Raw genomic sequence first — 25,499 nt, 5'->3', positions numbered from 1 at the left:
AGGCCCCGGGATCGGGGATTTACGATAAAACCATTCCAAAAGGAGGAAAAGAAATGAAAAACATGAAAAAGGGTTTGGCACTGTTGTTAGCAGGCGTTATGGTACTTGGTATGACTGCTTGCGGCGCGAAGGAAGAGGCCCCGGCAGACGCTGCCGCACCGGAACCGGCTAAGACAGAGGCTCCGGCCAAAGCGGAGACACCCGCACCTGCAGCAACCGACGCAGCGGCACCCGCCGACTCGTCATCAGACGTTGTGGCAGATGTCAACGGGGACGGCAAAATAACCATCGGCTACATCTCCAAGAACCTGGTTGACCCGTTCCATGCCCCCATCAATGCCGCAGCTCAGGAAATCTTTGACCAGATGAAAAAAGACGGCAAGATCGACGACTGGACAGGCATCCTGGACGGCGAGACCGATCCCAACAAGCAGATCGACCGTGCCGATGAATGTATCACGAAGAACTGTGATATGGTCATTATTCTTCCGGCAGAAGCAACCGCTTCCGATCCGGCCGTAACCAAGATGGCGGATGCAGGCATCCATGTAATCGTTGTAAACTCCAAGACAGACAGCACGGATAAAGCTGCGGTATCCTACTGCGGTTCCGACGACGTATATGCAGGCGAGCTTCTGGCGAAATGGGTAATCGAGCAGGTTCCCGACGGCGGAAAATATGCACACTGCCAGGGTATCATCGGCAACTCCGCACAGATCCAGCGTGGAGAGGGCCTTGCCAATACGATGAAAGATCATCCGGAATTCGAATCCGTCGGTGATTTCCCCTGTGACTGGGCAGCTGACAAAGCGGCCAACGTGGCTACAGATATGATGAACAAATACGGCGACGACCTCAAAGCCATCATCTGTGACAATGATGATATGTCCTCCGCAGCTCAAAGAGCCTGCAACGATGCCGGCAGAAAAGATATCGTATGCGTTGGCGTCGACGGCAACCAGAAACCTTTGGAAATGGTAAAAGCCGGTGAAATGGGCGCAACCGTTCTCCAGGATGGCGTCGGACAGGTAAAAGCGGCAGTCAGCGTTATCGATGCGATCATCGCAGGTCAGCCCTTCGAGAAAGAAAATATCGTTCCGTTCGTACTGGTAACCAAGGACAATGTAGACCAATATCTGAAATAGGAAAGAAGTAAATTCCAGTCCATATCAATCAAAAGTATATCTGAAAACAGCCGTAAGTGTTATACGCACTTACGGCTGTTCTGCATACGCTGAGAGGGGACAGGCCCCTCCTAATTCAGAAATAACATTTTTATAGACCGGGCCATGGAATCCAGGATCAGATAGCAGCTGGTAGCCCCGGCGTCCAGAACCCCGCGGCTGCGCTCCCCCAACCGGCTGGCACGCCCGATTCGGGCAACCATATCCTCTGTGGACCTCCAGCCGTCCGCTGCCGCCTGCTGCATATCATCCAGCGCTTCCGTGAAGCTCTTCCCTTCCGCGCAGGCCGCGTTATAAGCGTCAAGGGCAGGCAGCAAAGTATCCATCAGGGTTTTATCCCCCACATGGGCATCACCGATCTCCTGGACGGCCTCTGCAGCATTCTGAAGCATATCACCAAAGACCTTTTCATCGATCTTTTCCATACCAGCGCAGGTCTGTGAAAGCGTTTCAAAAAATACGCCGTAGAGCGGGCCCATCGACCCGCCGATCTCCTCCATCAGGGTCTCCCCCAGCACCTGGAAGCCTTCTGACATGGAGAAGTCACGTCCCGCCAGCTTCTCTTCGGTGATGCTAAACCCTTTGTTCATATTAATGCCGTGATCGCCATCACCGATCTTCCCGTCAACCTCGCTTAAATAATCCTTATTGGACTGTATGGTGGAGATCAGGTCCAGGATGACAGTCCCTGCAGTCTCATTGCGAAATGCCATGTCACACCTCCTCTAAAGTTGTTTCAAACCGACCGAGTTTACCGGCAGATCAATACATTCCTTTAATTCTTCATCCAGCTTCATCAGGGTCAACGTAACCCCCATCATGTCCAGAGAGGTAAAATAATTCCCCACATACGATTTGTAGACCGTGATGCCCCGGTCGGCCAGAATCTCCGCCACCTTCTTATATACTATATACTGTTCCATAACCGGAGTCGCGCCCAAACCCGACAGCAGCACTGCCACTTCGTCCCCCGCGGCATACGGAAGGTCGGGCAGAATCAGATCCAGCATCTCCGCCGCGATCCCGTCAGCGGATTTGAGCGGTTCTATCCTGATACCGGGTTCCCCGTGATGTCCGATCCCCACTTCCATAGTTCCTTCCTCAATGATAAAATTCGGATGTCCTACAGCAGGAATCGTACAGGGAGCGGTTCCGATCCCCACAGAGCGGGTGTTGTCCATGGCTTTTTGGGCAGCGGCTATGACCTGATCCAGGTCTGCCCCCATAGCGGCTTTGGCGCCTCCCACCTTCCACATCAGGATTTCCCCTGCGACACCGCGGCGCTTCTCCGGCTGGTCTTTGGGAGCCGATGCGCAGTCGTCGTTTGCCACTACCGTTTTCACTGTAATACCAAGTGCTTTTGCTTTACGGACAGCCATCCTGACGTTCATATTATCACCGGCATAATTCCCATACAGGCAGGCGACTCCTTTCCCCCCGTCTGCCGCTTTGAAGGCATCCAAAAAAGCTGCTGCTGTGGGGGAAGAGAAAATTTCCCCTGCGGCAGCCGCGTCACAGAGGTTCATGCCGATATATCCGATGAAGGCCGGCTTGTGGCCGGAGCCCCCGCCGGTAACGATGCCGGTTTTGCCCGGAATTGGCGCCTGCTTATATTTGAGTACCCTGGGATTCTCTGTGGGAGCCACGATATCCTTATTCGCCTCCCGGAACCCTTTCAGCATGTCCTCCACCATATAATCAGCCTTGTTAAATATCCGATTCATTCGAGTCATCACATCCTTTAAACATTTATATTTTTTCATAATAGGAGCGTTCAATCTCCTTAATCCGTTCTACCTTTGGGGCACTGCCTCCCCCTGAAAAATCGCATTGAAGCCAGATATCCACCAGGTATTCGGCCAGCTCCTGGCCGATCACCCGTTCCCCCATGCAGAGGATCTGAGCATCGTTGCTTTTTCTCGCGCGCTCCGTGCTGAAAGGGTCATGGCAGACAGCCGCCCGGATTCCCGGAACCTTATTCGCGGTAATACACATACCGATGCCTGTGCCGCAGAACAGGATACCCCGGTCATAATCCCCCCGGGCTACCGCCTCTGCCACCGCTTTAGCCACATCCGGATAGAGTACGGTTTCCCCTGCCTGCGCTCCAAAATCCGTCACATCTACTCCGGGTTGTGCTTTTAAATGGCGGATCATCACCATCTTTAACTGATAGGCCGCTTCATCGCAGCCGATTGCAATATTCATGACAGCCTCCTGACTATGTAATACAAATATTCTTTATACAGCGCCTACAGCTCAGCGGCAATGGCTTTTAAATTGGAAAGGCCTTTCACGGCAAGCTCCTCACCGGTATCCGCGAATTTCCGCCAGATCGCGCAGTTGCCAGCCAGTTCCTCGAAGCTTGGATCAAAGGATTCGATGACCAGCGGCCCCTCATACCCTGTCTCTTTCAAGGCCAGGAAGAATTCCCGGAAGGGTACCAAACCGGTTCCGGGAATCCCCCGGTCATTTTCATTTACATGGATATAACCGAGATACTCCTTCCCGCATGTGCGCACGGCGCCGGCAAAGCTTTTCTCCTCCCGGATCATATGGAAGCAGTCCAGATGGACTTTGACATTGCCTGTCCCCACCTCTTTGCAGAAGCGCACAGCATCCTTTGCGATGTTGAGGAAATGGGTTTCAAACCGGTTCACGCACTCTACACAGATCGTCACATTCCCGGTTTCCTTCGCGTAGGCGGCTGCCTGACGCATATTTTCCACACCCCAGTCCCATTCCTGCTGTGTCCGGGGCTTCTTCGTCAGATATCCCCATCCGGCATAGTTGACGCCTCCAAGGATCGGGGCGGACAGCTGGTTACAGATATCCACCGCCTTCTTCATCGCTTCCAGCGCCTTCTCCCTGACCGTCTGGTCCGGCGAGATCGGATTGGTCCCCAGAGTCAGGGTCGTGGTGCATACGCAGTCGATCCCAACCCGCTTTAATTCTTTTTCTACGGCATCAACCGGAAAGGCAAAGGGATCAGCAATCGCAAAATCAACCACCTCGAAGCCCAGTTCCTTTGCCTTCCGGATGATCCACAGATCTTTTTCGCTGAAGTTCTCGGCCCATATAAAGCTGTCTACACCAAATTTAAAATACATAACAGATCCTCCGTTCTTTTTACGCCTCTTTATATAATAGGAAATAACACCCGCGTTATCTTCACAAACGCCTGCCCCGGATTAAACGCAAGCGGGAACCTCGGGATTATTATTTGCGAAATTCTGCAGGATCACCAAAGGTTCATAACTGCTGGTGTTGACAATTACAACCCCTTTTTCTGCCGTCTGGGCCGACACAAAAAATTCATCCCCCGAGATATCCCCGAAGCGAAGAAGCCCGGGCGCCTCGCACTCGAAGCTTCCAAAGGTGCCATGTCCCTGGGCGACCAGCGCGCAGTAACATGCCTTGTCCCTAAGCGTATAGGTCTGTCCTGGGAGCACCGTGGTTTCCTTTGCCGCTATCCACTCATTGGCGTATGCGACCCATTTTTCCGCCCCTGCGGCAGATTCGCATTTTACCTTTGGAGCCCGGAAATACGTTTCTTTATAATCCGGCCGGGTACTTTCTTCCCAGTCGATCTGTCCGAAGATCGCGTCAAGGTCATCTTTTTCTTCCTCCGGCGCGCAGTCTGTCAGAAGGTTATGGGGATTCACCTCCCCCATGGTCACATTTTCCATGATCGTATTCACATCACTGTTCCACTGGGGTTCATAGGTGACCAGAGATGCCGGTGCATGAATTACGCCTGCCGGTGTATACCACCCGGTTCCCAGCTGGATACGGTAAGCTCTGGATAACTCTGTGATCCGGTTGTCGCAGATATCATAGTTTCTCAGGCATTCCATAACCTCCTCCTTTGTGGTAGAAGGATCGAATCCGAAATAGGTCAGCGGGAACCGGCCCAGATAGGCGTTATACTGCACCGGGAAATAATAAGCCTCCGGTTTTCCGTGCATACCGATCCGGTTGGCCTGCTCTTCTTTCAGATGAAGGTGGTGGAACAGAGGCTTATCATAATCGTAAAGCTTCGCAAAAGTAGGCCACGTTCCGTATTCCTTCTGGAGATCTGCTCCGATCAGATCGGCTCCCAGCTCACTGACACAGTCGGCGAACAATATCTTTGATCCGGAAGCTTTATCCGCCAGCACAAAGCTCATCCCTTCCGTAGGCCCGGTCTTGGGGCCGTTCAGCGCTACGGTAACGCTTCCCAGCCAGCGTTCACAGATTCCCCCCCGGTCCATTCCAAATGCATAGCAGTCATCCGGATGCAGCCTAAGCCGGTGGCCCGGCTCATTGAATCCCCTGGGCACCCAGGTAGGTGTCAATTGTAATATTCCACCGCCGTTATTAAATACCGTTCTGATATCGGACATTTCAAATTCCCTCCTAATTAAAATAGCGTAATATCCTGCTCTCATTTTTTTCTCTTGTGTTTTCTTGTGATAGAAAAAATAAAATTTCATGAAATAGGGATTTCTGCTTTGATATTAGCATGATATGTAGTAAAAGTAAATAAATATAAAAATTTTTTTCACGAAAACATTGACAAGACCAGAGAATATCCGCTAATATATAGCTATAAGCGCAGCAAAAGGTCACTTATATTTAGAAATGGGGATTTCTAAGAAAAAATATTTCATTGAAAATTTATTTCAGGAGGAAGAAGTAACTATGTTAATGAACATGAAAGAGCTTTTAGCAGTGGCAAACCAGCATAACTTTGCAGTTCCGGCCTTTAATATCGGTACTGGACAAATACTAAATGCTGTTGTAGAATGTTGTGAGAAGAAGAAAGCACCTGTAATATTAGCCATACATCCCGACGAGCTGTCCTTTCAGGGCGACAGCTTTCTTGCGATGTGTATCGACCGGGCCAACAAATCCCATGTCCCCATGGTGATCCATCTGGACCACGGGAGCACGATCGAACAGATTCAACGCGCGATTCGGGATGGATTTACTTCTGTTATGATAGATGCTTCCCACTTGCCTTTTGAAGAAAATATCGAAATCACCAAAAAAGTGGTTGCTATCGCACATCCTCTCGGCGTATCTGTGGAAGCTGAATTAGGGACCATCGGCACCACCCTGGGTGATACAGAAGGCGGTACGGACCATATTATCTACACCAATCCGGCTGACGCGGTGCAATTCGTGGAGAGGACAGGATGTGATACATTAGCTGTTGCGATCGGAACAGCCCATGGCATCTACCCTCCTGGCTTCAAGCCTGAACTAAAACAGGAATTATTATCCGAAATAAAGAGTAAGGTTTCGGTACCGCTCGTTCTTCACGGCGGCTCCGCAAATAAAGATTCTGAAATCGCAGAGTCGGTAAAACGCGGAATAAACAAAATCAACATATCTTCCGACATAAAAGATGCTTTCTATCAGCAGCTTAGGATAACACTTAACAATGACGAAAAAATCAGAGAGCCTTTTGAACTTTATCCGGATAGTGTTGCCGCTATGGAGAAAATCATTTATCAGAAAATCGAACTATTTAACGATGATGATAAGATGAAGTATTATACGCTGTAGGTTTAGCTGTACAGATAACTGCGGATACCGGGCCGATGGAGGCTGCATGGAAGAACATAAAACAGTACTGGAGAATATCGATCTCTACTATGACCAGCTTTTTATTGCAGAAAAAAAAGTGGCAGACTGTATCCGAAAGAATCCGCAGAAGGCTGTTATGCTGAATGTAACCGGCATGGCCAATGAAAGCGGCGCCAGCGAGGCGACTGTTATCCGGATGTGTAAACATATCGGCTATCAGGGATATTACCAGATGCGTCTGATCCTGTCTGGTGATCTGGGGCGGGACGGCCGGTTCGAAGCCAGCAGTTCGAATCCTGATATGGATTCGGTCAAGCAGGTATTTGAACAGAGCTCCCGTAATATCAGTGCCATGATCCCCCGGCTGGAGTCCGGATTATTATTAGAGTGCGCATCCATCATCAGCCAAAGCAGGCTCGTCTATGTGGTAGCTGTCGGCAATACGATCCCGATCGCCCTGGATCTGAGCTTCCGGCTGGAGCGTTTTGGAATCGCTTCCTACTGCACCTCAATAGCGGAACATTTTCTAAACCACATCAGCCTGGGAAAGCCTGATGACGTGTTGATCGCCATATCCCGGTCAGGGATATCGAAGCAGGTTCTGCAGGCAGTGAATGTGGCTACAAAGATGGGAATGAAGATCATCGCCATAACAGCGGAAGAACATTCCCTGTTGTCAAAGGATGCTGATTATGTCCTGCTTTCCACGGCGGAAAACAGCCTGTTTGGTTCTAAGGGGCCGGATTCCCCGCTTTGTGAGATCGCGGTCAGTGATGCGCTGCTGTATTTTATTCAGCACCGAGAGAAGATCCGGCTGGGTACTCTGCCGGATGGATTAAATTCCCATTTAGACGAAATCGAACTGATTTTGGCCGAAACTAAATTATAAATGAAAAAGAGTTTCGCAAGCGAAACTCTTTTTTGAATAAAAAATGCCGTGATCCCTATTTCTGCATATGGGGTCACGGCATTTTATCAACCATTGATCATGAATGCTACCAATTTATCAATGTCTTCCTTTTCGTAAGCGATGATCTCTAACTCAGGGATCTCTCCGTTAGAAAAAATATTCGCCATCGATACATACTGGGAAAGCTTGGATTTCAGGTTCAGTCTGTCACCTTCGCCTGTTACTAACTCCACTTTACCTTTACAGCCATCCACTACCTGGAAGAATTTATCAATATCTGTTATGTTTTGGACTTTCATTCAATTCTCCTCCTCTCTTTATATTCTACCTACAGTATAGCTGAAATCCGTCGGAATGCAACTATTTTTTGAAACTTTGTGAATCTTTGTTGATATTTGTTACTTTAACAGAATCCCGTTATCGGTTATTTCTACTTTCCCGGCTTTTAAAAGTCTGCCCACTGCCCGTTTAAAGGCATTTTTACTTAAATGGAATTCTTTTTTGATGACTTCCGGCGACACTTTGTCATTAAACGGGAGCTTTCCGCCGTAACTCTCCATCACTTTCAGAACGGCTTCCACATCCGCGTCCATCTGCAGATAAGCCTTCCGGCGCACGCTTAAGTCCATCTTACCGTCTTCCTTCACCGCGGTCACACGGGCGCTGACCCGGTCACCCACATGAAATTCCCCAAAGCATTCTTTCGCCGGTATCAGCGCGGAATAATGATCGTCCACAGCCACAAATGCGCCAAACCTGTCGCTGAGCTCATAGACCGTTCCCTCCACCTTATCCCCGATCGTATAGGGCGTCTGCTTGGACAAATATTCATAGATTTTCATCGTGGCGCACAGACGACTGCTCTTATCCTCATACAGGGAAACCAGCACCTCGTCACCCTCGCCGACCTTCGCTGTCTGCTCCTTAAACGGCAGCAGCAGATCCTTTTCCAGCCCCCAGTCCAAAAAAGCGCCGATCTTACCGGTCTCAGCCACCTTAAGCCTGGCTATCTCTCCGATCTGCAGCAATGGCCGGCTGGTGGTTGCGATCAGCCTGTCCTTGGAATCCTTATAGAGAAATACTTCAATCGCATCCCCATGTTCCAGGCCTTCCGGCACCTGACGTATCGGCAGCAGCACCCGGTCTTCCGCATTTTCCTGTTCTCCCAGGTAGGCACCGAACTCCACTCTTTTCACCATCTTCAGTGTCTGCCTCTTACCCAATTCAAACATCGTCTTCCTCCGTCCAGTGCATCTTATGCACAAAACTATCCGCCCATGGGCCCATTGGCACATCGCGGCCACATCACGTTCCTTGTCTATCTCATCAGCTGAACCACCGCATACGGGTTCTTCTGTCCATCACACAGCAGGACCGTATCGCTTCCGTCCCCCCTGTGGATCTCCGGGAATATCATATCACCCAGGACCGCAGCTCTGCGGTACTCCGCGCGCATTTCATGAATCGGATAGATCTGCGGAATGCACTCTCTGGCCATCTGGATGTACTGCGCGTTATTTACATGCTGGTTGGTATCGATATGGTACTTGCGCACCGGGAATTCCGCTGCCGGCACACATTCCTCCGGCACGGCCACCTTCCTCGGAGCATAATCCATCTCAAGCTTCGGGTCCTCTCCGTAGGCCGCCACATCTGCCTCTTTGATCTTCGTGGGGTGCCCGGTCAGCGTATCGATAAACGCCCAGATCGAATTGGCATACGCAAGCCTCTCCCCATCCTGGCCGAACAGCGCGAAATTACGATACCCATAGAATAACTTAAAATCATAAGGCCAGGTCGCCACCACGATCTTTTCTCCCAGGCCCGGATACCGGTCAACTACCACCTGCCAGGAGCTCAGCAGCCACGCCCTGTGCTTTTCCTTCAAGTGCTCCACTCCAAGCCCTACATCTTCGGAGTGAAAGGTACTGCAGTCCTGAAAATAGTTCAGTACTCCATTTAATGTCAGCAGCCCGTCGGCTCCTACTTCGCTGTAACGCACTCTGCTCTCAAACTGATACATTCTCACGCCCTCTTTTCATCTAATTCCTATGGTCATTCAGCCTGTTAAGCGTTCCGCTTGTTAATCATTCCGCTTGTTAATCTTTCCGCTTGTTAATCTTTCCGCCTGTTAATCTTTCAGTCTGTTAGTCCCTTAAACAGGCAGGGTTCTTATTGATTGGGCTTTGATACTTTTGCAAAAAATCTGTCCGCGAAAGTTTTTCAATATAGAAAAAAGATTGTCCTAATTGATTAAGACAACCTTTTCTTAACCTGGGCTACAAGGATTCGAACCTTGAAATGACGGAGTCAGAGTCCGTTGCCTTACCATTTGGCGATAGCCCATTAATGCTCAACAACGTGTATTATACATGATCCTTTTTTGAATTTCAAGCCCTTTTTTTAAAAAAAATAATTTTTTTGGTTTTTTTTGGGTTTTGTTATAACGGTACCCGGATGCGGACCTTTACGAGTCAACTTCCGGGGACAGGCACCTTTCTCTACGCAGTTTCTTACGCTCTGACGTTACAGCCGAAAGGAGCCAGTCCCCTTTTATCCGGCGGATATTGGGGCTGTTACTTGGCCATATTCGCAAACTTCGTGTACTGGGGCAGCCAGGCCAGATTTACCGTGCCGATGGGGCCGTTTCTTTGTTTGGCTATGATAATCTCCGCCATATTGGGAGTTTCGGTGTCTTTGTTATAGTAGTCATCGCGGTAGATGAACATGACGACGTCGGCGTCCTGCTCGATGGCTCCGGACTCACGCAGGTCGGAGAGCATCGGCCTGTGGTCGGGCCGCTGTTCTACGGCACGGCTTAACTGGGAAAGGGCGATGAGAGGAACGTTCAGTTCCCTGGCCAGTTTCTTTAAGGAACGGGAAATATCGGAGATCTCCTGCTGGCGGGAATCGGTGCCGCGGCCGCTTCCGGACATCAACTGCAGGTAATCGATGATTATCAGTCCTAAGTCCTGTTCCAGTTTAAATTTCCGGCATTTGCTTCGCAGCTCGGCGATTGTGATACCGGGGGTGTCATCGATCATCAGTTTTGACTTTCCGATCACATCCACGCCTTCGATTAATTTTTCCCAGTCCGCGTCGGACAGATTACCGGTACGGATCGACTGGGAATCCACCCTGGATTCCAGGGCGAACAGACGGTTCACCAGCTGTTCCCGGGACATCTCCAGGCTGAAGATCGCAGTGGGTACGTTGGCCCGGAAAGCCACGTGCTGGGCAATGTTCAGGACGAAGGCGGTCTTTCCCATGGAGGGACGGGCCGCCACCAGAATCAGGTCGGAGTTCTGAAGGCCGGACATCTTGTAATCCAGATCCAGGAATCCGGTGGGAATACCGGTTACGGTTCCCTTTGTCTTGGAGGCCAGATTGATCTTCTCCAGCGCGTCCAGTACCACCTGGCGGATCGGGACAAAATCTCCGGAATTCCGGGTCTGAAGAAGCTCAAAGATCTTCTTTTCCGTGTCCTCCATAATGTCTTCCACTTTATCTTTGGCCAGGAAACAGGCATTGGTGATCTCTTCCGTGGTCTTGATCATCCGGCGGAGCAGAGATTTTTCACTGACGATATTGGCATAGTATTTCACATTGGCCGAAGTGGGCACTGCCGTGATCAGATCCCTGACAAATTCCAGGCTGCTGACCTCCGGCGGCACATCCTTGGCTTTTAAGCGGTCCTGTAAGGTGACCAGGTCCACCGGTTTTCCCTCATTGTACAGCTCCACCATCGTCTCAAAGAGGATTCCGTATTGGCTCTGATAGAAATCGTCACCGCATATCAATTCCGATGCGATGACGATAGCTTCTTTGTCCATAATCATAGAGCCGATAACCGACTGCTCTGCCTCGATGCTGTGGGGCGGTACTCTTTTTATGAGCGCTTCATCCATAAAAGGATTCCTCCTAAGCTTCTTCCACGATCACTTTCAACTCAGCGGTTACTTTCGGATGCAGCTTGACGGGCACTCCATGGGTGCCGATGGTCTTGATCGGATTCGGCAGCTGCATCTTTTTCTTGTCGATATCCAGTCCGATCTGTTCTTTGGCGGCCTGCGCGATCTCTTTGGAGGAGACGCTTCCAAAAGTCTTTCCGCCTTCTCCTGTCTTAACGGAGAGCTTTATCTGTGCTTTTTCGATCTGAGCCTTCAGCAGCAGCGCTTCGTCATATATCTCCTGCGCCTGTTTCTCCTCGTGGGCTTTCTGTAACTTCAGATCATTCATATTTTTAGTAGTGGCTTCCACACCCAGTTTCTTCGGCAGAATAAAATTCCGGGCGTAACCGTCATTGACATTGACCGTGTCGCCTTTCTTTCCCAGTGACTTTACATCCTGCAATAAAATTACTTTCATCTATAACGCTCCTTCTTCTATCATTTGATCCAGTGTATTTTTCAGATATTCGATGGCCTGCTCCATCGTATAGCCCGTAAGCTGTGCGCCTGCGATGTTCATATGTCCGCCGCCGCCAAGCCTCTCCATGATCAGCTGGACATTCACTTCATCTATGGACCGGGCACTTAAGTAAATCTTGTTGTTATATTCCGTCAGCACAAAGGACGCCTTGATTCCTATAATGTTCAGCAGCTCATTGGCCGCCTGGGCTCCCACGATGGTAGGGCTTTCTATGTTTTCATTGGGGCATACGGCGATGGCAAAGGCATCCCGGTAAACCTGGGAATGACGCACCGCTTCCGCCCGGGCCTTATAAGCTCCCATATCATTCCGGAACAGCTTACGCACTCTGGTGACATCCGCGCCGCAGCGCCTTAAGAAGGCTGCCGCCTCAAAGGTACGCACTCCGGTCTTGCTCATAAAATTATTCGTATCTATGATAATACCCGCATATATGCAGTCCGCTTCCAGGTTCTTAATCTTAATTCCCTCTTCAAAATACTGAAGAATCTCAGCTACCATCTCACAGGTAGAGGAAGCATACGGTTCGATGTACGATAAGATTGCATTGGATATCACCTCAGCCCCCTGCCGGTGGTGATCCAGTACGGCTATGGTCTTGGTCATATTCAGCAGGCGCGGGCATTCCGTAAAGCTGGGTTTATTCGTGTCCACCACCACTAACACCGTATTATTGTCAACCAGTTCCTCGGCTCGCTCGCCGGGGATGAACATATCCTCTTCATACTCCGTGGGATTTACAATGAATCCTTCCATCATGGGACGGATGGAAGTGGTCACTTCATTGATGACAATGTAAGCTCGCTTGTTCAGCACCCTGGCCGCGCGATAGATGCCCACAGCGGCGCCGAAGGAATCCACATCCGTGATCTGATGGCCCATAATGACCACCTTATCCTTGCTCTCCATAACCTCCCGGAGGGCATGGGCTTTCACTCTGGCCTTGACGCGGGTGCTCTTCTCCACCTGCTTGGTCTTTCCTCCGTAGTACTCTAACTTCTCGCCCTTTTTCACCACGGCCTGATCTCCGCCGCGGCCCAGGGCCAGATCTATGGCAATACGGGCATACTCATAATTTTTATTGTAGCTCTCGCCATCCATACCAAGACCGATACTCAGCGTAATGGCCATTTCATTTCCTATATTTACCGTCTTCACTTCATCCAGCAGATCAAACTTATTCTCCTGGAGCTGGGCCACATATTTGTGTTTGAAAACCACGAAATATTTATCCTTTTCCAGCTTTTTCACCAGTCCGTCATAGCCGGAGAAATATTTATTCACCCGCCGGTCCACCAACGCGATCAGCAAGGATCTTCTGACTTCCTCCACGCTCTCCAGCGCTTCCTCAAAATTATCAATGTAAATCAGGCCGCACACCAGCCTCTGTTCCTCATTTTCCTGAATATAGCGGTTGATCTCGGTCTCGTCATAGAGATACAGGGCGACCAGGTAGCCCTCATAATCCGGCGCATCCACCAGCGTATTGGACTCCGCCATCTCTTCCATTCCCACGTATTTCAAATCCGCCCGGAAATCCCTTTCTTCCAGGTGCACGTGCATGGTTTTCATCTCATCCTGCAACGGAAGCTGCTGCTGGGTAATCTCCGAAAAAATATTCGTCACAGACCGCCGGTAGGTCCGCTCCCTCTCTGTCACTTCGCTGAAGGCGTGATTCATCCAGATGACCTTACCCTTCTCATCCAGAAGCGCATAGGGAATCGCCAGCTCTTTCAATAGTTTCTTCTGAACCTGTCCGTACTGGGTGGCAAATGAAATAAGTTCATTGACGATCAGCGGCTTGTTGTATATATAAAGGATGAATACGACCAGAACATAGACGATAACAAAAGCCGTCATCAACGCGCCGGCCCGCAGATCGATCACATAGATCCATATATTCATCAGTACAAGCAGAATCGTCAGCAGTAACGGCCATCGCATATAGGATTTCAATTGTCCCTTTAATCGGATTTTCTCGTTCATGCTGTTTCTCCTATAAACCACAGGCGGATCTTCGAATAACCCCCGCCATCCATATATATAATATTCATCAGTCTGCACAATGCGAATTCTGATAAATTGTATTATATCATTTTTTGAAAGATTATGGAACCCTTAAGATTTTCTTTAGCCGCCTTAAGGTTAAGAGGGGACAGGCCCTTTTCTCCACGTAGTCGCCTGAAGGCTTCGGCTTGCTTCCGAAAAGTGCCAGTCCCCTTCCATAAGGCCGGCTCAAAAAAGGGCCGCCCAGCGGGCAGCCCTTTATTTTTAATCAACCGTATACGGCATCAGAGCGATATGTCTCGCTCTCTTAATCGCAACTGTCAGCGCACGCTGATGTTTTGCACAGTTGCCGGTAATTCTTCTGGGAAGAATTTTACCTCTTTCAGAGACATATCTTTTTAATTTGTTTACATCCTTGTAATCGATCTCGTTGTTCTCTTTACCACAGAACACACAGACTTTTTTTCTTCTGCGGCCGCCGCGTCTCTTCATCGGACCACCCTGGCCATCAGGTCTGTTATATGCCATTGTTCATTACCTCCTATCAGATTAAAAACCGCTCAATATCATCAGTTAAACGGCAGCTCTTCATCAATTCCATCCGGAATGTTCATGAAGCCGTCACCAACCGCCTGGCTGGGTTCGGGTCTGCCCGCATCCTGAAATCCACCTGCATTAAAGCCCCCTGCATTACCCGCACTGGAGTTTTTGCTCTCGGCGAATTCAATGTCATCCGCAATGATCTGCACGGAGTAGACTTTTTCACCGTTTCTGTTCGTATAATTGTCATTCTGAACCCGGCCGCTTAACAGCATACGCATTCCTTTGTGGAAATAACGCTCAACAAACTCGGCCTGTTTGCCGAATGCAGTACAGTTAAAGAAATCCGTATCGGTATCGCTGTTACGGCTGAACCGGCGGCTGACAGCCAGTGAAAATCTGGCGATCGCCATGGAGTTTTCTCCGCCGGAATACCGGACTTCAGGATCTCTGGTCAAATTCCCCATTAAAATAACTTTGTTCATACTGACTCCTCCTATATGTGCACAGTCGTCTTACTCACCCTGTTTTACGCACAAATAGCGGATTACATTTTCCATGATCCGGATACGTCTCTCGATCTCTGCCGGAGCATCTGAATCCGCCTCAAACTGGATAAAGTAATAAAAGCCTTCTCTCATCTTCTGGATCTCATAGGCCAGTCTCTTTTTGCCCCATTCATCCACTTTGGTGATGGTGCCGCCGAAGCGTTCCACGTAACCTTTGATCTTTTCGATGGTAGCGACTCTCTCTTCGTCTTCAATCTTTGCAGTTAAGACGACTGCCAATTCGTACTTGTTCATGTGTTCTTACACCTCCTTATGGTCTTTGGCCCCCTGTCAGCGCAGGGAACAAGGATTAAATCATCAGTTCCTTACGGAACGAATAATATATCACGAGCTACTATAATAGCACAGATTGTCCGTGATTTCAAGGTTTTTTGCGAAGATCTTTCGTGTTTTTTTCCACCATTTTCCTGGCAATCATGATCTGATGTCCGCATCCCATACATTTCAGCCTGAAATCCGCACCTACCCGGAGTATTTCCCACTCCTGGCTGCCGCAGGGATGCTGCTTTTTCAGTTTTACGATATCTCCCACTTCATAGTCCATCTATCTGCCTCCATGCACCTGTATCTGACCCAAAATCTCTCCGATGCTGCCCTGTACCAGCAGATCTGCCTTGTAGTCCATACCGGTGGGCGCTTTGTTGATCAGGACCAGCTTATCGCCTCTGTAATAATCGATCAGTCCGGCCGCCGGGTATACGACCAGAGACGTACCGCCGATGATCAGAATATCCGCATTTTCTATATATTTCACTGCTTTCGAAAGGATCTTCTGATCCAGACCCTCTTCATATAATACAACATCCGGCTTAATCTTACCGCCGCACTCGCAATGAGGTACCCCCGAAGACCGCGTAACCGCCTCCACCGGATAGAACCGTTTGCAGCGGGAACAGTAATTGCGCAGCACACTGCCGTGCAGCTCCAGTACCTCTTTGCTGCCGGCCTTCTGGTGAAGGCCGTCTATATTCTGGGTAATCACCGCCCGTAATCTGCCCGCCTGCTCCAGTTCGGCCAGCTTCCTGTGGGCCTCATTTGGCATGGCATCCAGATAGAGCATCTTGTTCCGGTAGAAACGATAGAATTCTTCCGGCTTTCTCTCATAAAAGGTGCGGCTTAACATCGTCTCAGGCGGATAATCATACTCCTGATGATACAGTCCGTCCACACTCCTGAAGTCGGGAATACCGCTTTCGGTTGAGACACCGGCACCTCCGAAAAATACGATATTGTCACTGCTGTCGATCCACTTCTGCAATGTTTCGATAGTATCCATGATTCCCTCCCACCTGCGGTTTTTCCGCACAAACAGGTATCCCTGCTACAGCCTTTTGGCGTGAACCACAAAACGTACACCCTTGTCTTTTGTACAGGTGGACAGGCTGACAATTTTGTCATCGGAAGTCACAGCCACACCGGTATCATACAGGGATAAATCTTTGATCGTCTGAAGGTACGAAGCGTAGCTTTCTTTGGAACCAAACCCGTTGGTGTAGGTCTCAGACTCCGGCTCCGCCTCATGGCAGGAGAAGATCTGATACATGTAATCCCCCTGCGGCGTGTAGATCCAGAAGAATTGGTTCGCCTGATAGTATGACGGGTCCTTATATTTTTTCAGCAGCCCGAACATGGAACCGTTCTTCATGTTATGTCCATAGATAAAGGTGTTATCATCCTGGAAATCCGCGTTATTTGTGTATTCCACAAAAATGGCGCCCACACTGTTCCTGGTGTTTTTCACCGTATGGGTCAGGTAATAATCATTGTCTCCGGTCTGGACCACCGGATAATTAATATCAATATTTTCAAATTCAATCCAGCCCACGATGTCTGAATTGATGGCCTTCAGCTCGTCAAAGCTGGCTCTTGAAATAGTCTCGGTCAGAGGCTTCTCTTCCTCCACATCCGCGGCGATTCCCCCGGAAGCTTCAATGGGTTTGGGTTCTGGTTCTTCCTCCGCAACAAACTGCTCCAGGTCTTTGTACTCGTCGCTGCCCTGTTTGTACCCTACAAATATGGAGACCAGCTGCCAGGCGGCAAACAAAAATACCAGCACAGAGATCGCAAGCACTACCTTGCTGGCGGCCGACCACCCTTTGCCTCCCTTCTTTTTGGGAGAAGGTTTTTGAGATTTATGCTCCTCTTCGCGTTTTTCTTTTTCTTCCTTTATATCATCATCAAGATCCAGAATGTCCATAAGGCTCTCCTTTCCTGCCGTTACTCATTAGTTTCTATGCAGCCATGGTAAATCATTTCTTATCAAATATACCACATCTTCTTCCATATTAAAATAGGTTATGGACTACAATCTAGAATTTTCCAGAGGGAAGGAATCTTAGGCGGAGGATGCAAAAAAGGCCGGGATATGGGCAAAACTCTCCTCCTGCAAAGCGTTTTTATTTCATAGGAACACTTTCTTATGATGAAAAAGAGTTTCGCTTGCGAAACTCTCCGCCTACGGCGGGCCGCGTAAGCGGCATCTTCCTTTCCGCCGTAGTGCGATCCCCGCGGAGCGTTTTTTATTTCATAGGAGCACTTTCCTATGAAAAAATAAAAAACAGCCCGTGGATAGGCTGTTTTAAGTAGCGGGGGTAGGATTTGAACCTACGACCTTCGGGTTATGAGCCCGACGAGCTTCCAGACTGCTCCACCCCGCGTCACTTGATGCTTTATTAGTATAGTACGTTTCATTGGTAATGTCAAGTTTATATCTTATTGACGGATTATATCTTATTATACGCAGGAATCTCAGGAATTATTCCTGATTTTCTTTTTACCAACAGCAGGGACAGGCAAATTCAATTCCCCATTTATAAAATCCCTATAGATTACGGGGTTTCCGCAGCTTTGCATCGATTTGTGCCTGTCCCTTTTCAGTCATCTTTTTTTACTCTCCCGGGCTGTTTTACCAGCTCTTTTCTAGTAGATTAATTTGACAAATAATTTTTTTAGCCGCTTACGTGCGATGTATGATAAATAGTCAGCCCCTGTAATAATTGATCAGGCAGCCTTTGAGAATGATGCTCCTCTCGTCGTCGGTAAGCTCACCTAACTTTAATTCGAATTCTTTCAGGCCGTCGCTTACCACGTAGGCTTTTAACTGACCTTTCTTCTGCTCTATCACTTCACGGATACCAGGGATGAAGAGATAGTCTCCGTTCTTGAAGGGGAGATCCCCTTTTTCGATCAGGAAGGGCAGCATGCCCCAGTTGATCAGGTTGGAACGGTATCTCTTGGTGGCGTATTCATTGGCGATATTGGCCCAGCCGCCCAGTACTTTCTGGCAGGATGCCGCCTGCTCTCTGGCGGAGCCGTCACCGGGTTTTACGGCAAAGATAGTACTTCCCACACCGACATTTCCCTCGCCCACTTCAGGATACCGGGTGTGGATCGCTTCGAATACGGGTTTTAGTTCCTCCAGCGCGTCCAGCGGGCAGGTACCGGCTTCGATGGCTTTTTGCGCCTTCTGGACTTCCTTGGCGCGCCCCACATAGGCGGGATCTTTTCTGGAAAGGGTAAACTCAGCCAGGCCCAGAGGGTTGGAACGGTAGGATGAGGTCTCTCCGGAGGGGATCAGTTCATCGGTGGTAGTGACCGGATCATGGATTTCGGAAACCACTTTTAACACCATATTCTCAGGAAGCGCGGACATGGCCGGCCAGTCCTTGATGTTAGGGCCGAACTTGATCTCGACGGAAGGATCTGCCACTCCATGGCTGTCAAAGATTCTGTTTTTATAGATCGTCTTGTCAAAATGATATTTCGGGCCGCGGTATTCCACATCCAGATCTGTGGCTGCCGTCAGGTATCCCTGATTGGCCGCCGTCGCCGCGATGGAACGGGCATCCATCAACGCTACGGAAGAGATCTGTCCGCTCTGCAGCTTGGACCCCTCCCTGTTAGGGAAATTACGGGTGGTATGACGAATGGAAAATCCGTTGTTGCAGGGCGTGTCACCCGCTCCGAAGCAGGGACCGCAGAACGCGGTTTTCACAATGGCGCCGGTCTCCATCAGGTCGGCAATGCAGCCGTTGCGAACCAGCTCCATATAGATCGGCGTGCTGGCCGGATATACGCTCAGGGTGAATTCATCGGCCCCGGTGCTTCTGCCGCGGACAATATCCGCCGCGTCACAGATATTTTCAAAGCCGCCGCCGGCGCATCCCGCAATGATTCCCTGATCCACATATAACTTTCCGTTCCGTACTTTATCTCTTAATTTAAACTCCACGGCTCCGTCCAGACTTACCAGCGCCTTCTTCTCGCATTCTTCCAGGATGTCCAGCAGGTTGGCATTTAATTCCTCTATCGTGTAGGTATTGCTGGGATGGAACGGCATGGCGATCATGGGCTTCACCTGGCTCAGATCCACATAGACGCACCCATCATAGTAAGTCACGGCTCCGGGATTCAGCTCCTTATATTCCTCCACCCGTCCATGGATATCATAATACTCTTTTACCTTCTCATCCGTCTTCCAGATCGAGGACAGGCAGGTAGTTTCCGTCGTCATAACATCGATACCGATCCGGAAATCCACACTCAGCTGATCCACGCCGGGTCCTACGAATTCCATAACCTTGTTATTCACATAGCCGTTGCCGAACACTTCTCCGATAATAGCCAGCGCCACATCCTGGGGGCCAACCCCTTTATTCGGTGTCCCCGTCAGATACACCGCTACGACTCCCGGCATATTAATATCATAAGTCTTATTCAAAAGCTGTTTCACCAGCTCCGGTCCGCCTTCTCCCATAGCCATGGTGCCAAGGGCCCCATAACGGGTATGGCTGTCGGACCCCAGAATCATCTTTCCGCCGCCGGAAAGCATCTCCCGGGCATACTGATGGATAACCGCCTGGTGAGGGGGTACATAAACGCCGCCATATTTCTTAGCGCAGGTCAGACCAAACATGTGGTCATCCTCATTAATCGTACCGCCCACCGCGCACAGGCTGTTATGGCAGTTGGTCAGCACATAAGGCACCGGAAATTTCTCAAGCCCGGAAGCTCTCGCCGTCTGGATGATTCCCACAAAAGTAATATCATGCGAAGTCAGCTTGTCAAACTTAACCTGCAGCTTTTCCATATTTCCCGAAGTATTATGATCCTTCAGAATCCCATAAGCCATCGTTCCGGCAGCCGCCTCTTCCCTGGTCACTGAGTGTCCATACTTATTCTGCAAAACCGCTGCGGCCTGCGGGCCATCCTCAACCAGTTCGGTCCCATTTACCAGATAAACACCGCTGTCATAAAGTTTTACCATAAAAACATATCCTCCTTCAACACGTTAAAAAACGTTTATTTTCCAAAAAGCAGGGTGGAAAGCCATTCCGGCTCCACAACCATTTAACATTATACATCATTCTCCTATAAAACGCACCAAAAAAATAATCCCAGGCCTCTCCCAGTCCTTCCTCCCATCCCTTCCTAACGGCCCTGCCGGCAAGCTTATGAACAAACAGCCTCAAATTTTATCACCAGATACTCTTCTCTATACCGGGCAGAATGGATCGGCTGATTCCGGCACTCCAACGGAAGCGGAAATCTTCGGGTCTCGTTCCTTACGCTTAAGATAAGTTCTTCCTCGTTTTGTTTCAGATCCAGGTCCCCTTTGTCCGCAAAAGGCAGGAAGATCCTTATGGTTATACAGCCAGGTTCTTTTTGAAGGTGAAAGATCTCTTTCCGGAAAAAAATGGCCGAGGGATCGGCATCCTGGAATAACTGGCGGCCAAGTACCAGAAGTTCCGGAATGGTGCGCGCCTCCTTTGGCTTAAGCTCCAGTTGGAAACGGGGAATTTCCGAGAAGCTTTGCCGGATTTCCCGGAGGCCTTCTTCCTGGTGTTCGATCCACTTGCTGAAGTAGCCTTCCATGGCCTGCGCGGGATAGATTCTGTTAATCACGATGGCATCAACATTATAGTTGAACAGGTACAGACAGGTGAAGGTCCGCCTGGTCTCCTGAATAACTATTTTTTCAGGAGTGGTTACCAGGCGGATGCTCAGCGTTTCTTTGTCCAGCAGCAGCGTTTGAAGACGCTGCATTTTGTCCATCAGGTACTCAATGTCATCGAATACGCTGTCCTCAGGCATTGGTATTTTTGTGATTTTTTCTATGGCCGGCCCTGCGATTTTGGCGCTCTTGCGCTTAAAGGGAAGAATTTTTTCCATAAAACCGGACAGCATCTCCGGATATTTCAGAAGGGAAAGTGTCTCTCCGGTGGGCGCGCAATCTACGATCAGGACATCGTAGGTATTTTCTTCATAAATATCCAGGATGCGGAACATGGACAACAGCTCTTCCAGCCCCGGAAATACCAACAGTTCTTCTACCTCGATCCCTCCTTCCCCTTTTATGGTCAGCATCCTCTTCAGGTAGCTTCTCAGATGCCCCCAGCTTTTTTCGTTTTCGAACAGGGTGTCGATTTCCAGGGCATCCAGATTTTCCTGTATTTTGATTATTTCTCTGCCTACTTTTTTGTCAAATGCGTCTCCCAGACTATGCGCCTGGTCCGTACTCATGATCAGTACCCTTTTCCCCGACTCTGAAAGCCTCAGTGCTGTGGCGGCGGCCACTGTGGTCTTTCCAACTCCGCCTTTTCCTGTATAGATGATAATCCTCATCTCCGGAACCTCCTCGTTCTCTATTCGTTTTAGTCATTGACCGGCTATTCTTCTATATGGATCTTCCTTACACCAGATAGCGGCTCCCCTTCCCCCTGTCCGTTCGTTTCTTTTATAATGATGTTCATAAGCTCTGTCTTGCATGAGGCCAGACCTTCGGACACCAGCGCTTCCAGTTCTTTTCCTATGGTTTCCAGGCGGGGAGATACCTCTTCCGGCAAGAGCGCCTTAATTGCCAGCCATTCATAGTGTTTTGCTTCTTTTATACGATCGGATCTGCTTTTATTCATAATTTCCCTCCATGACGCGCGTTAATGTGCGCATTCCAGTTGAAATCTAAGCCGGAGCTTCCCGTTTTCCAGCTTGGCCGAGGTGATCTGATAGGTCTTTAGCGCGTTTGGCAGAGGAATGTTCCTCTTATAGTTTCCCAGACGTATCACGGCTTCCGTCTCTGTCTGATAGACATCCAGGTCTTCTTTCCGGGCATTCGGTATGAAAACGGTCAGAATATATCCGTCGTCCACCTGCTCGAACTGTTCCCGTTTAACCTGTACGGAAGATTCAAACACTTCCTTTCCTGACAGCACGTCTTTGCAGATCCTCTCCACCGCCTTCGTCCCCCTTACTTCCTCTTCATACCATGGAATGTAACACAGGGGCAGCTCTTTAAAGCTCTCTTCCAGCCGGGTGATATATTTTGTCTGGATTTCCAGCCATTCGTCAAAGAACGGATTGCCGATGTCCGCCGGAATAACCCGGTTGATATACAGCCCATCCACGTTAAAATTATACAGGTTCATATACATATAGTTTCGCTCTGTCTCCTCCACTACCATTTTTTCGGGCATGGCCACCAGCCGTATGCTTGTCGTATTCCGGTCTTTTAAGAGTTCCTGGAGCCGGATCAATTTGAGATACATGCGTTCGATATCGGTCATCGCCTGCCGGTTCGGAAGCTCCAGCTCAAACAGCCGCTTTGAGACCGGCGACAATACCCGCACCGCCACTTTCCCGATCGGAAACAGTTTCTCCATGTACCAGGAAAGCAGCTCGGGAAATTTTAGCAGCGACAAGGTCTCTCCGGTCGGTGCACAGTCTACTATAATCCGCTCATAGGCACCTGTATCCCGGATATCCGCGATCTTTAAAAGGGAAAACAGTTCTTCCATTCCGGGAAGCATTCCGAAGTCTTCCATACTCTTGCCGCTGCTGTCCGGCAGCATTTTACCGATGCATTCCAAGATATCCCGGAAATCCTGTTCCATTACATAATTCGGATCAATCTCATAGAGATCCAGGTTCTTTGTCTGGCATACCGGTTCTTTGCCCAGCTTCCTCTCAAATACATCTCCCAGATTATGCGCCATATCCGTACTGACCAGCAGCGTGCGCTTTCCCTCCTGCGCGCTTAACACCGCGTGGGCAGCCGCCACACTGGTTTTTCCTACGCCGCCCTTTCCTGTAAAAATATAAATTCTGCTCATCCTGCACCTCCTGATATCATTGAAAGAAAAATTCAGATTCCGTTCGTCGTTGTGCTCTAACTAACTAGTTCTGCAATTGAATATTTCGGTTCTCGAAGTATATGTTCCAGCAAAAGGGTCCTGATTCATAGACCCTTTAACTGATTGGTATTTTCCTCACTTTACGTTTTTGTGTCTGTTTTTCTTTTTCTTCCCTCATAACCATCTTTAACTTATCCATCATGCGGAAAAAAAGTTTCAGCTCTTCCTGGCTGAAGTTTTCCAGCACTTTTGTACCATAATACATAAGCTCGTTTATGATGGCCAGTATCTGCTCCATCCCTTTTGCGCTCAGCCGAATCGTCACTACCCTTTTATCTTCCTCACTGCGGACCCGCAGAACGATTCCCCGTTTCTCCATCCTGCCCACGATGCCCGTAGCGGTGTTCAGCGGTACATTCATATACTCCGCCGCCCTGGTCATGTTCACTTCCTTCTCCCGATACAGCAGCCACAGCAGAAACAGCTCATTTTTGGAACAATCCATCAGGATATTCTGCCAGATCTCCGGGGACAGCAGATCCTTCACCTCATCCACGAATGCCGCTATATTCTGTTCTATTTCCAGTTCTGTCTCATTCTTTCCCATCGCCGCCACCATTTACTTCTTTATTCGAACTATTTTAATTCTACGCCCGAACTATTTATTTGTCAACCCTCCTATCACATTTTTTCGGCCGGATGGGAGGGGACTGGCACCTTTCGGCAGTAGAGATGGATCTTCCAGTAACTGCGTGGAGAAAGGGGCCTGTCCCAGGATGCCGGCTGGAGTAGTTCCAGATAAGTAAAGGCAGGCTTAGTTTTCTTCTAATAGACCGGCATACTGGGACAGGCCCCTTCCGCCATCCGTAACCAACTGGCCGGCCCTTCTGACGGAACGTGCCAGTCCCCTCCCATCCGGCCATGAAAGGAACTATTTTTCCACTTACTGTCAAATAAAATCTTTGTTCCGCTCTGTACAAGGCCTGCATCTTATAGTATACTTTACAGCATCCCATAATACATGTCCTGCGGACTGGGTCGCAGCATTCGCTGCTCCATAAGGTATACTTTACAGCATCCCTTAATACATGTCCTGCGGACAGAATCGCAGCATTTCGCTGCTACATAGGGATTGCTTCTCTTAATCAAATGATAAAGAAGGTATCAGAATGACCCCTGCTATACAGGAAGCGATCGAAGATCTCCTGAACCATTCGGACACCTGCGGCTGTCTGCATATAGAATGTAACCAGGAGATTATGAATGAATTATTTCTATATATAAAGGAACACATGCGCGGCAAAAACGCGGCTTACATCACTCTTCAGGAGAAGGGATATGAAAGGGATACGGTTCGCAGTTATCTGCGTTTTTTTCATGAGCTTTTCGGAGAAACCCGGGATCTGGATGCGGTGATGGCAGACTTCGGCCTGCTGGGCTTATCCCGCCGGCGGATGAGGGACTTAAAGCCGGGGGAATGTATGAAGACCCACCTGGCCCGTATCAGTATGCAGCGGGCTGAGTTTTGTTTTCTGGAAGAGCCGCTGCTGAATCTGGACGAGGACGGAACGAAGAAAGTTCTGCACTGGGTGGATGAACAGTGTGACAATGGCGTTCATTTTATTACCGTGCATTCCTCTCTTCGTCATACCCTTCTGATGCCAGGAACCGCTTATTATTACGAAAACGGAACATTTCACCGGGCAGAGCACGAGGAGGAGGATTCCAGTAACTGTGAGGAGGACACCTTCGAAATATTAAAAATTCCGGCAAAATCCGGGAGCCGTGTTCTGTTATTTGATCCAAAAGACATTGATTATGTGGAAAGTTCGAATAAAAATAATTACATATCTGTCCGGGGAGAGCTTTTCCCGGTGCAGAGCACGATGGACCAGCTGGAGGAAAATCTGAAAAAATCCGGTTTTTTCCGCTGTCATCGTTCATATCTGGTAAATCTGCAGAAGGTGGAACGGTTTGAGAAATGGACAAAGAACAGTTATGTCCTGGTTTTAAACAATCAGGACAAAAGCCAGATCCCGCTATCCAAAGGCCGGTTGGCCGAATTAAAAGAAACCTTCCAATGGTAGCTGTCTGTCCCATTTCTTCTCCATTCATCCATTTGCATGCTCCATTCGTCGGGTTGCAGGCTCTTTCG

26 protein-coding genes and 2 tRNA genes are annotated in these 25,499 nt (G+C 49.3%); 4 read left to right on the top strand and 24 right to left on the bottom strand.

What is annotated here, in order from left to right:
* Positions 1-53: 53 nt before the first annotated feature.
* On the top strand, positions 54-1,145 hold the full coding sequence (locus ABC831_RS07815) for a substrate-binding domain-containing protein (RefSeq protein ID WP_343247653.1): 1,092 nt from the start codon (positions 54-56) through the stop codon (positions 1,143-1,145).
* A 110-nt stretch (positions 1,146-1,255) separates the two neighbouring features.
* Here the strand turns inward: ABC831_RS07815 and dhaL are convergent, their stop codons facing one another.
* The 5 genes from dhaL to ABC831_RS07790 form a co-directional block, all read right to left on the bottom strand.
* Positions 1,256-1,897: a dihydroxyacetone kinase subunit DhaL gene (dhaL, locus tag ABC831_RS07810; protein WP_343247652.1), complete on the bottom strand. Its 642-nt coding sequence runs from the start codon at positions 1,895-1,897 to the stop codon at positions 1,256-1,258.
* A gap of 12 nt (positions 1,898-1,909) precedes the next feature.
* Positions 1,910-2,908, bottom strand: coding sequence for a dihydroxyacetone kinase subunit DhaK (locus ABC831_RS07805; RefSeq protein ID WP_343247651.1), 999 nt, complete (start codon positions 2,906-2,908; stop codon positions 1,910-1,912).
* 25 nt (positions 2,909-2,933) lie between these two features.
* The gene (rpiB, locus tag ABC831_RS07800) at positions 2,934-3,392 is read right to left on the bottom strand and encodes a ribose 5-phosphate isomerase B (protein ID WP_343247650.1); all 459 of its coding nucleotides are present in this window, start codon (positions 3,390-3,392) and stop codon (positions 2,934-2,936) included.
* 44 nt (positions 3,393-3,436) lie between these two features.
* Entirely contained in the window at positions 3,437-4,294 is an 858-nt protein-coding gene (locus ABC831_RS07795; RefSeq protein ID WP_343247649.1) for a sugar phosphate isomerase/epimerase family protein, read from the bottom strand.
* 81 nt (positions 4,295-4,375) lie between these two features.
* Positions 4,376-5,569 carry a hypothetical protein gene (locus ABC831_RS07790; RefSeq protein WP_343247648.1) on the bottom strand — a complete coding sequence of 398 codons (1,194 nt, stop codon included), beginning with the start codon at positions 5,567-5,569 and terminating at the stop codon, positions 4,376-4,378.
* 298 nt (positions 5,570-5,867) lie between these two features.
* On the opposite strand from ABC831_RS07790, the gene ABC831_RS07785 reads away from it, so the two are divergent.
* A complete protein-coding gene (locus tag ABC831_RS07785; RefSeq protein WP_343247718.1) occupies positions 5,868-6,737 on the top strand; it encodes a ketose-bisphosphate aldolase in 870 nt (289 codons plus the stop codon).
* A 46-nt stretch (positions 6,738-6,783) separates the two neighbouring features.
* Positions 6,784-7,647 carry a MurR/RpiR family transcriptional regulator gene (locus tag ABC831_RS07780; protein WP_343247647.1) on the top strand — a complete coding sequence of 288 codons (864 nt, stop codon included), beginning with the start codon at positions 6,784-6,786 and terminating at the stop codon, positions 7,645-7,647.
* Positions 7,648-7,733: 86 nt separating this feature from the next.
* Here ABC831_RS07780 and ABC831_RS07775 read toward each other — a convergent pair whose 3' ends face one another.
* The 19 genes from ABC831_RS07775 to ABC831_RS07685 form a co-directional block, all read right to left on the bottom strand.
* Positions 7,734-7,967 carry a polya polymerase gene (locus ABC831_RS07775; RefSeq protein WP_343247646.1) on the bottom strand — a complete coding sequence of 78 codons (234 nt, stop codon included), beginning with the start codon at positions 7,965-7,967 and terminating at the stop codon, positions 7,734-7,736.
* 99 nt (positions 7,968-8,066) lie between these two features.
* A complete protein-coding gene (locus tag ABC831_RS07770; protein WP_343247645.1) occupies positions 8,067-8,900 on the bottom strand; it encodes a CvfB family protein in 834 nt (277 codons plus the stop codon).
* Between the two features lie 86 nt (positions 8,901-8,986).
* Positions 8,987-9,691, bottom strand: coding sequence for an acyl-[acyl-carrier-protein] thioesterase (locus ABC831_RS07765; protein WP_343247644.1), 705 nt, complete (start codon positions 9,689-9,691; stop codon positions 8,987-8,989).
* A 251-nt stretch (positions 9,692-9,942) separates the two neighbouring features.
* A tRNA-Gln gene (locus ABC831_RS07760) sits at positions 9,943-10,014 on the bottom strand.
* A 230-nt stretch (positions 10,015-10,244) separates the two neighbouring features.
* The gene (dnaB, locus tag ABC831_RS07755) at positions 10,245-11,576 is read right to left on the bottom strand and encodes a replicative DNA helicase (protein ID WP_158345644.1); all 1,332 of its coding nucleotides are present in this window, start codon (positions 11,574-11,576) and stop codon (positions 10,245-10,247) included.
* A 13-nt stretch (positions 11,577-11,589) separates the two neighbouring features.
* Positions 11,590-12,036: a 50S ribosomal protein L9 gene (gene rplI, locus ABC831_RS07750; RefSeq protein ID WP_343247643.1), complete on the bottom strand. Its 447-nt coding sequence runs from the start codon at positions 12,034-12,036 to the stop codon at positions 11,590-11,592.
* Positions 12,037-14,085, bottom strand: coding sequence for a DHH family phosphoesterase (locus tag ABC831_RS07745; RefSeq protein ID WP_343247642.1), 2,049 nt, complete (start codon positions 14,083-14,085; stop codon positions 12,037-12,039).
* 285 nt (positions 14,086-14,370) lie between these two features.
* Positions 14,371-14,634, bottom strand: coding sequence for a 30S ribosomal protein S18 (rpsR, locus tag ABC831_RS07740; RefSeq protein ID WP_158345647.1), 264 nt, complete (start codon positions 14,632-14,634; stop codon positions 14,371-14,373).
* 41 nt (positions 14,635-14,675) lie between these two features.
* Positions 14,676-15,131, bottom strand: a complete 456-nt coding sequence (locus ABC831_RS07735) for a single-stranded DNA-binding protein (protein WP_343247641.1) — start codon at positions 15,129-15,131, stop codon at positions 14,676-14,678.
* A 30-nt stretch (positions 15,132-15,161) separates the two neighbouring features.
* Entirely contained in the window at positions 15,162-15,449 is a 288-nt protein-coding gene (gene rpsF, locus ABC831_RS07730; RefSeq protein WP_158345649.1) for a 30S ribosomal protein S6, read from the bottom strand.
* Between the two features lie 127 nt (positions 15,450-15,576).
* A complete protein-coding gene (locus tag ABC831_RS07725; RefSeq protein WP_343247640.1) occupies positions 15,577-15,759 on the bottom strand; it encodes a DUF951 domain-containing protein in 183 nt (60 codons plus the stop codon).
* Positions 15,760-16,491 carry an NAD-dependent protein deacylase gene (locus ABC831_RS07720; RefSeq protein WP_343247639.1) on the bottom strand — a complete coding sequence of 244 codons (732 nt, stop codon included), beginning with the start codon at positions 16,489-16,491 and terminating at the stop codon, positions 15,760-15,762.
* 45 nt (positions 16,492-16,536) lie between these two features.
* Complete coding sequence (srtB, locus tag ABC831_RS07715; RefSeq protein ID WP_343247638.1) at positions 16,537-17,412, bottom strand: class B sortase; 876 nt, start codon at positions 17,410-17,412, stop codon at positions 16,537-16,539.
* 386 nt (positions 17,413-17,798) lie between these two features.
* Positions 17,799-17,872 (bottom strand) — tRNA-Met (locus ABC831_RS07710).
* Positions 17,873-18,195: 323 nt separating this feature from the next.
* Complete coding sequence (locus ABC831_RS07705; RefSeq protein ID WP_343247637.1) at positions 18,196-20,481, bottom strand: hydratase; 2,286 nt, start codon at positions 20,479-20,481, stop codon at positions 18,196-18,198.
* A gap of 185 nt (positions 20,482-20,666) precedes the next feature.
* A complete protein-coding gene (locus ABC831_RS07700; protein WP_343247636.1) occupies positions 20,667-21,839 on the bottom strand; it encodes an ArsA family ATPase in 1,173 nt (390 codons plus the stop codon).
* Positions 21,840-21,883: 44 nt separating this feature from the next.
* Positions 21,884-22,129, bottom strand: a complete 246-nt coding sequence (locus ABC831_RS07695; protein ID WP_343247635.1) for a hypothetical protein — start codon at positions 22,127-22,129, stop codon at positions 21,884-21,886.
* Positions 22,130-22,150: 21 nt separating this feature from the next.
* The gene (locus ABC831_RS07690) at positions 22,151-23,323 is read right to left on the bottom strand and encodes an ArsA family ATPase (RefSeq protein WP_343247634.1); all 1,173 of its coding nucleotides are present in this window, start codon (positions 23,321-23,323) and stop codon (positions 22,151-22,153) included.
* Positions 23,324-23,459: 136 nt separating this feature from the next.
* A complete protein-coding gene (locus ABC831_RS07685; protein WP_343247633.1) occupies positions 23,460-23,951 on the bottom strand; it encodes a MarR family winged helix-turn-helix transcriptional regulator in 492 nt (163 codons plus the stop codon).
* A 562-nt stretch (positions 23,952-24,513) separates the two neighbouring features.
* Between ABC831_RS07685 and ABC831_RS07680 the strand changes: the two genes are divergently transcribed.
* Entirely contained in the window at positions 24,514-25,431 is a 918-nt protein-coding gene (locus ABC831_RS07680; RefSeq protein ID WP_343247632.1) for a LytTR family transcriptional regulator DNA-binding domain-containing protein, read from the top strand.
* Positions 25,432-25,499: the final 68 nt, after the last annotated feature.

The sequence above is a fragment of the Diplocloster hominis genome, from assembly GCF_032380655.1.
GTDB lineage: Bacteria > Bacillota > Clostridia > Lachnospirales > Lachnospiraceae > Diplocloster > Diplocloster hominis.
Note: the sequence above shows the minus strand (reverse complement) of the source record. Positions and strands in the feature narration are given on the sequence as shown.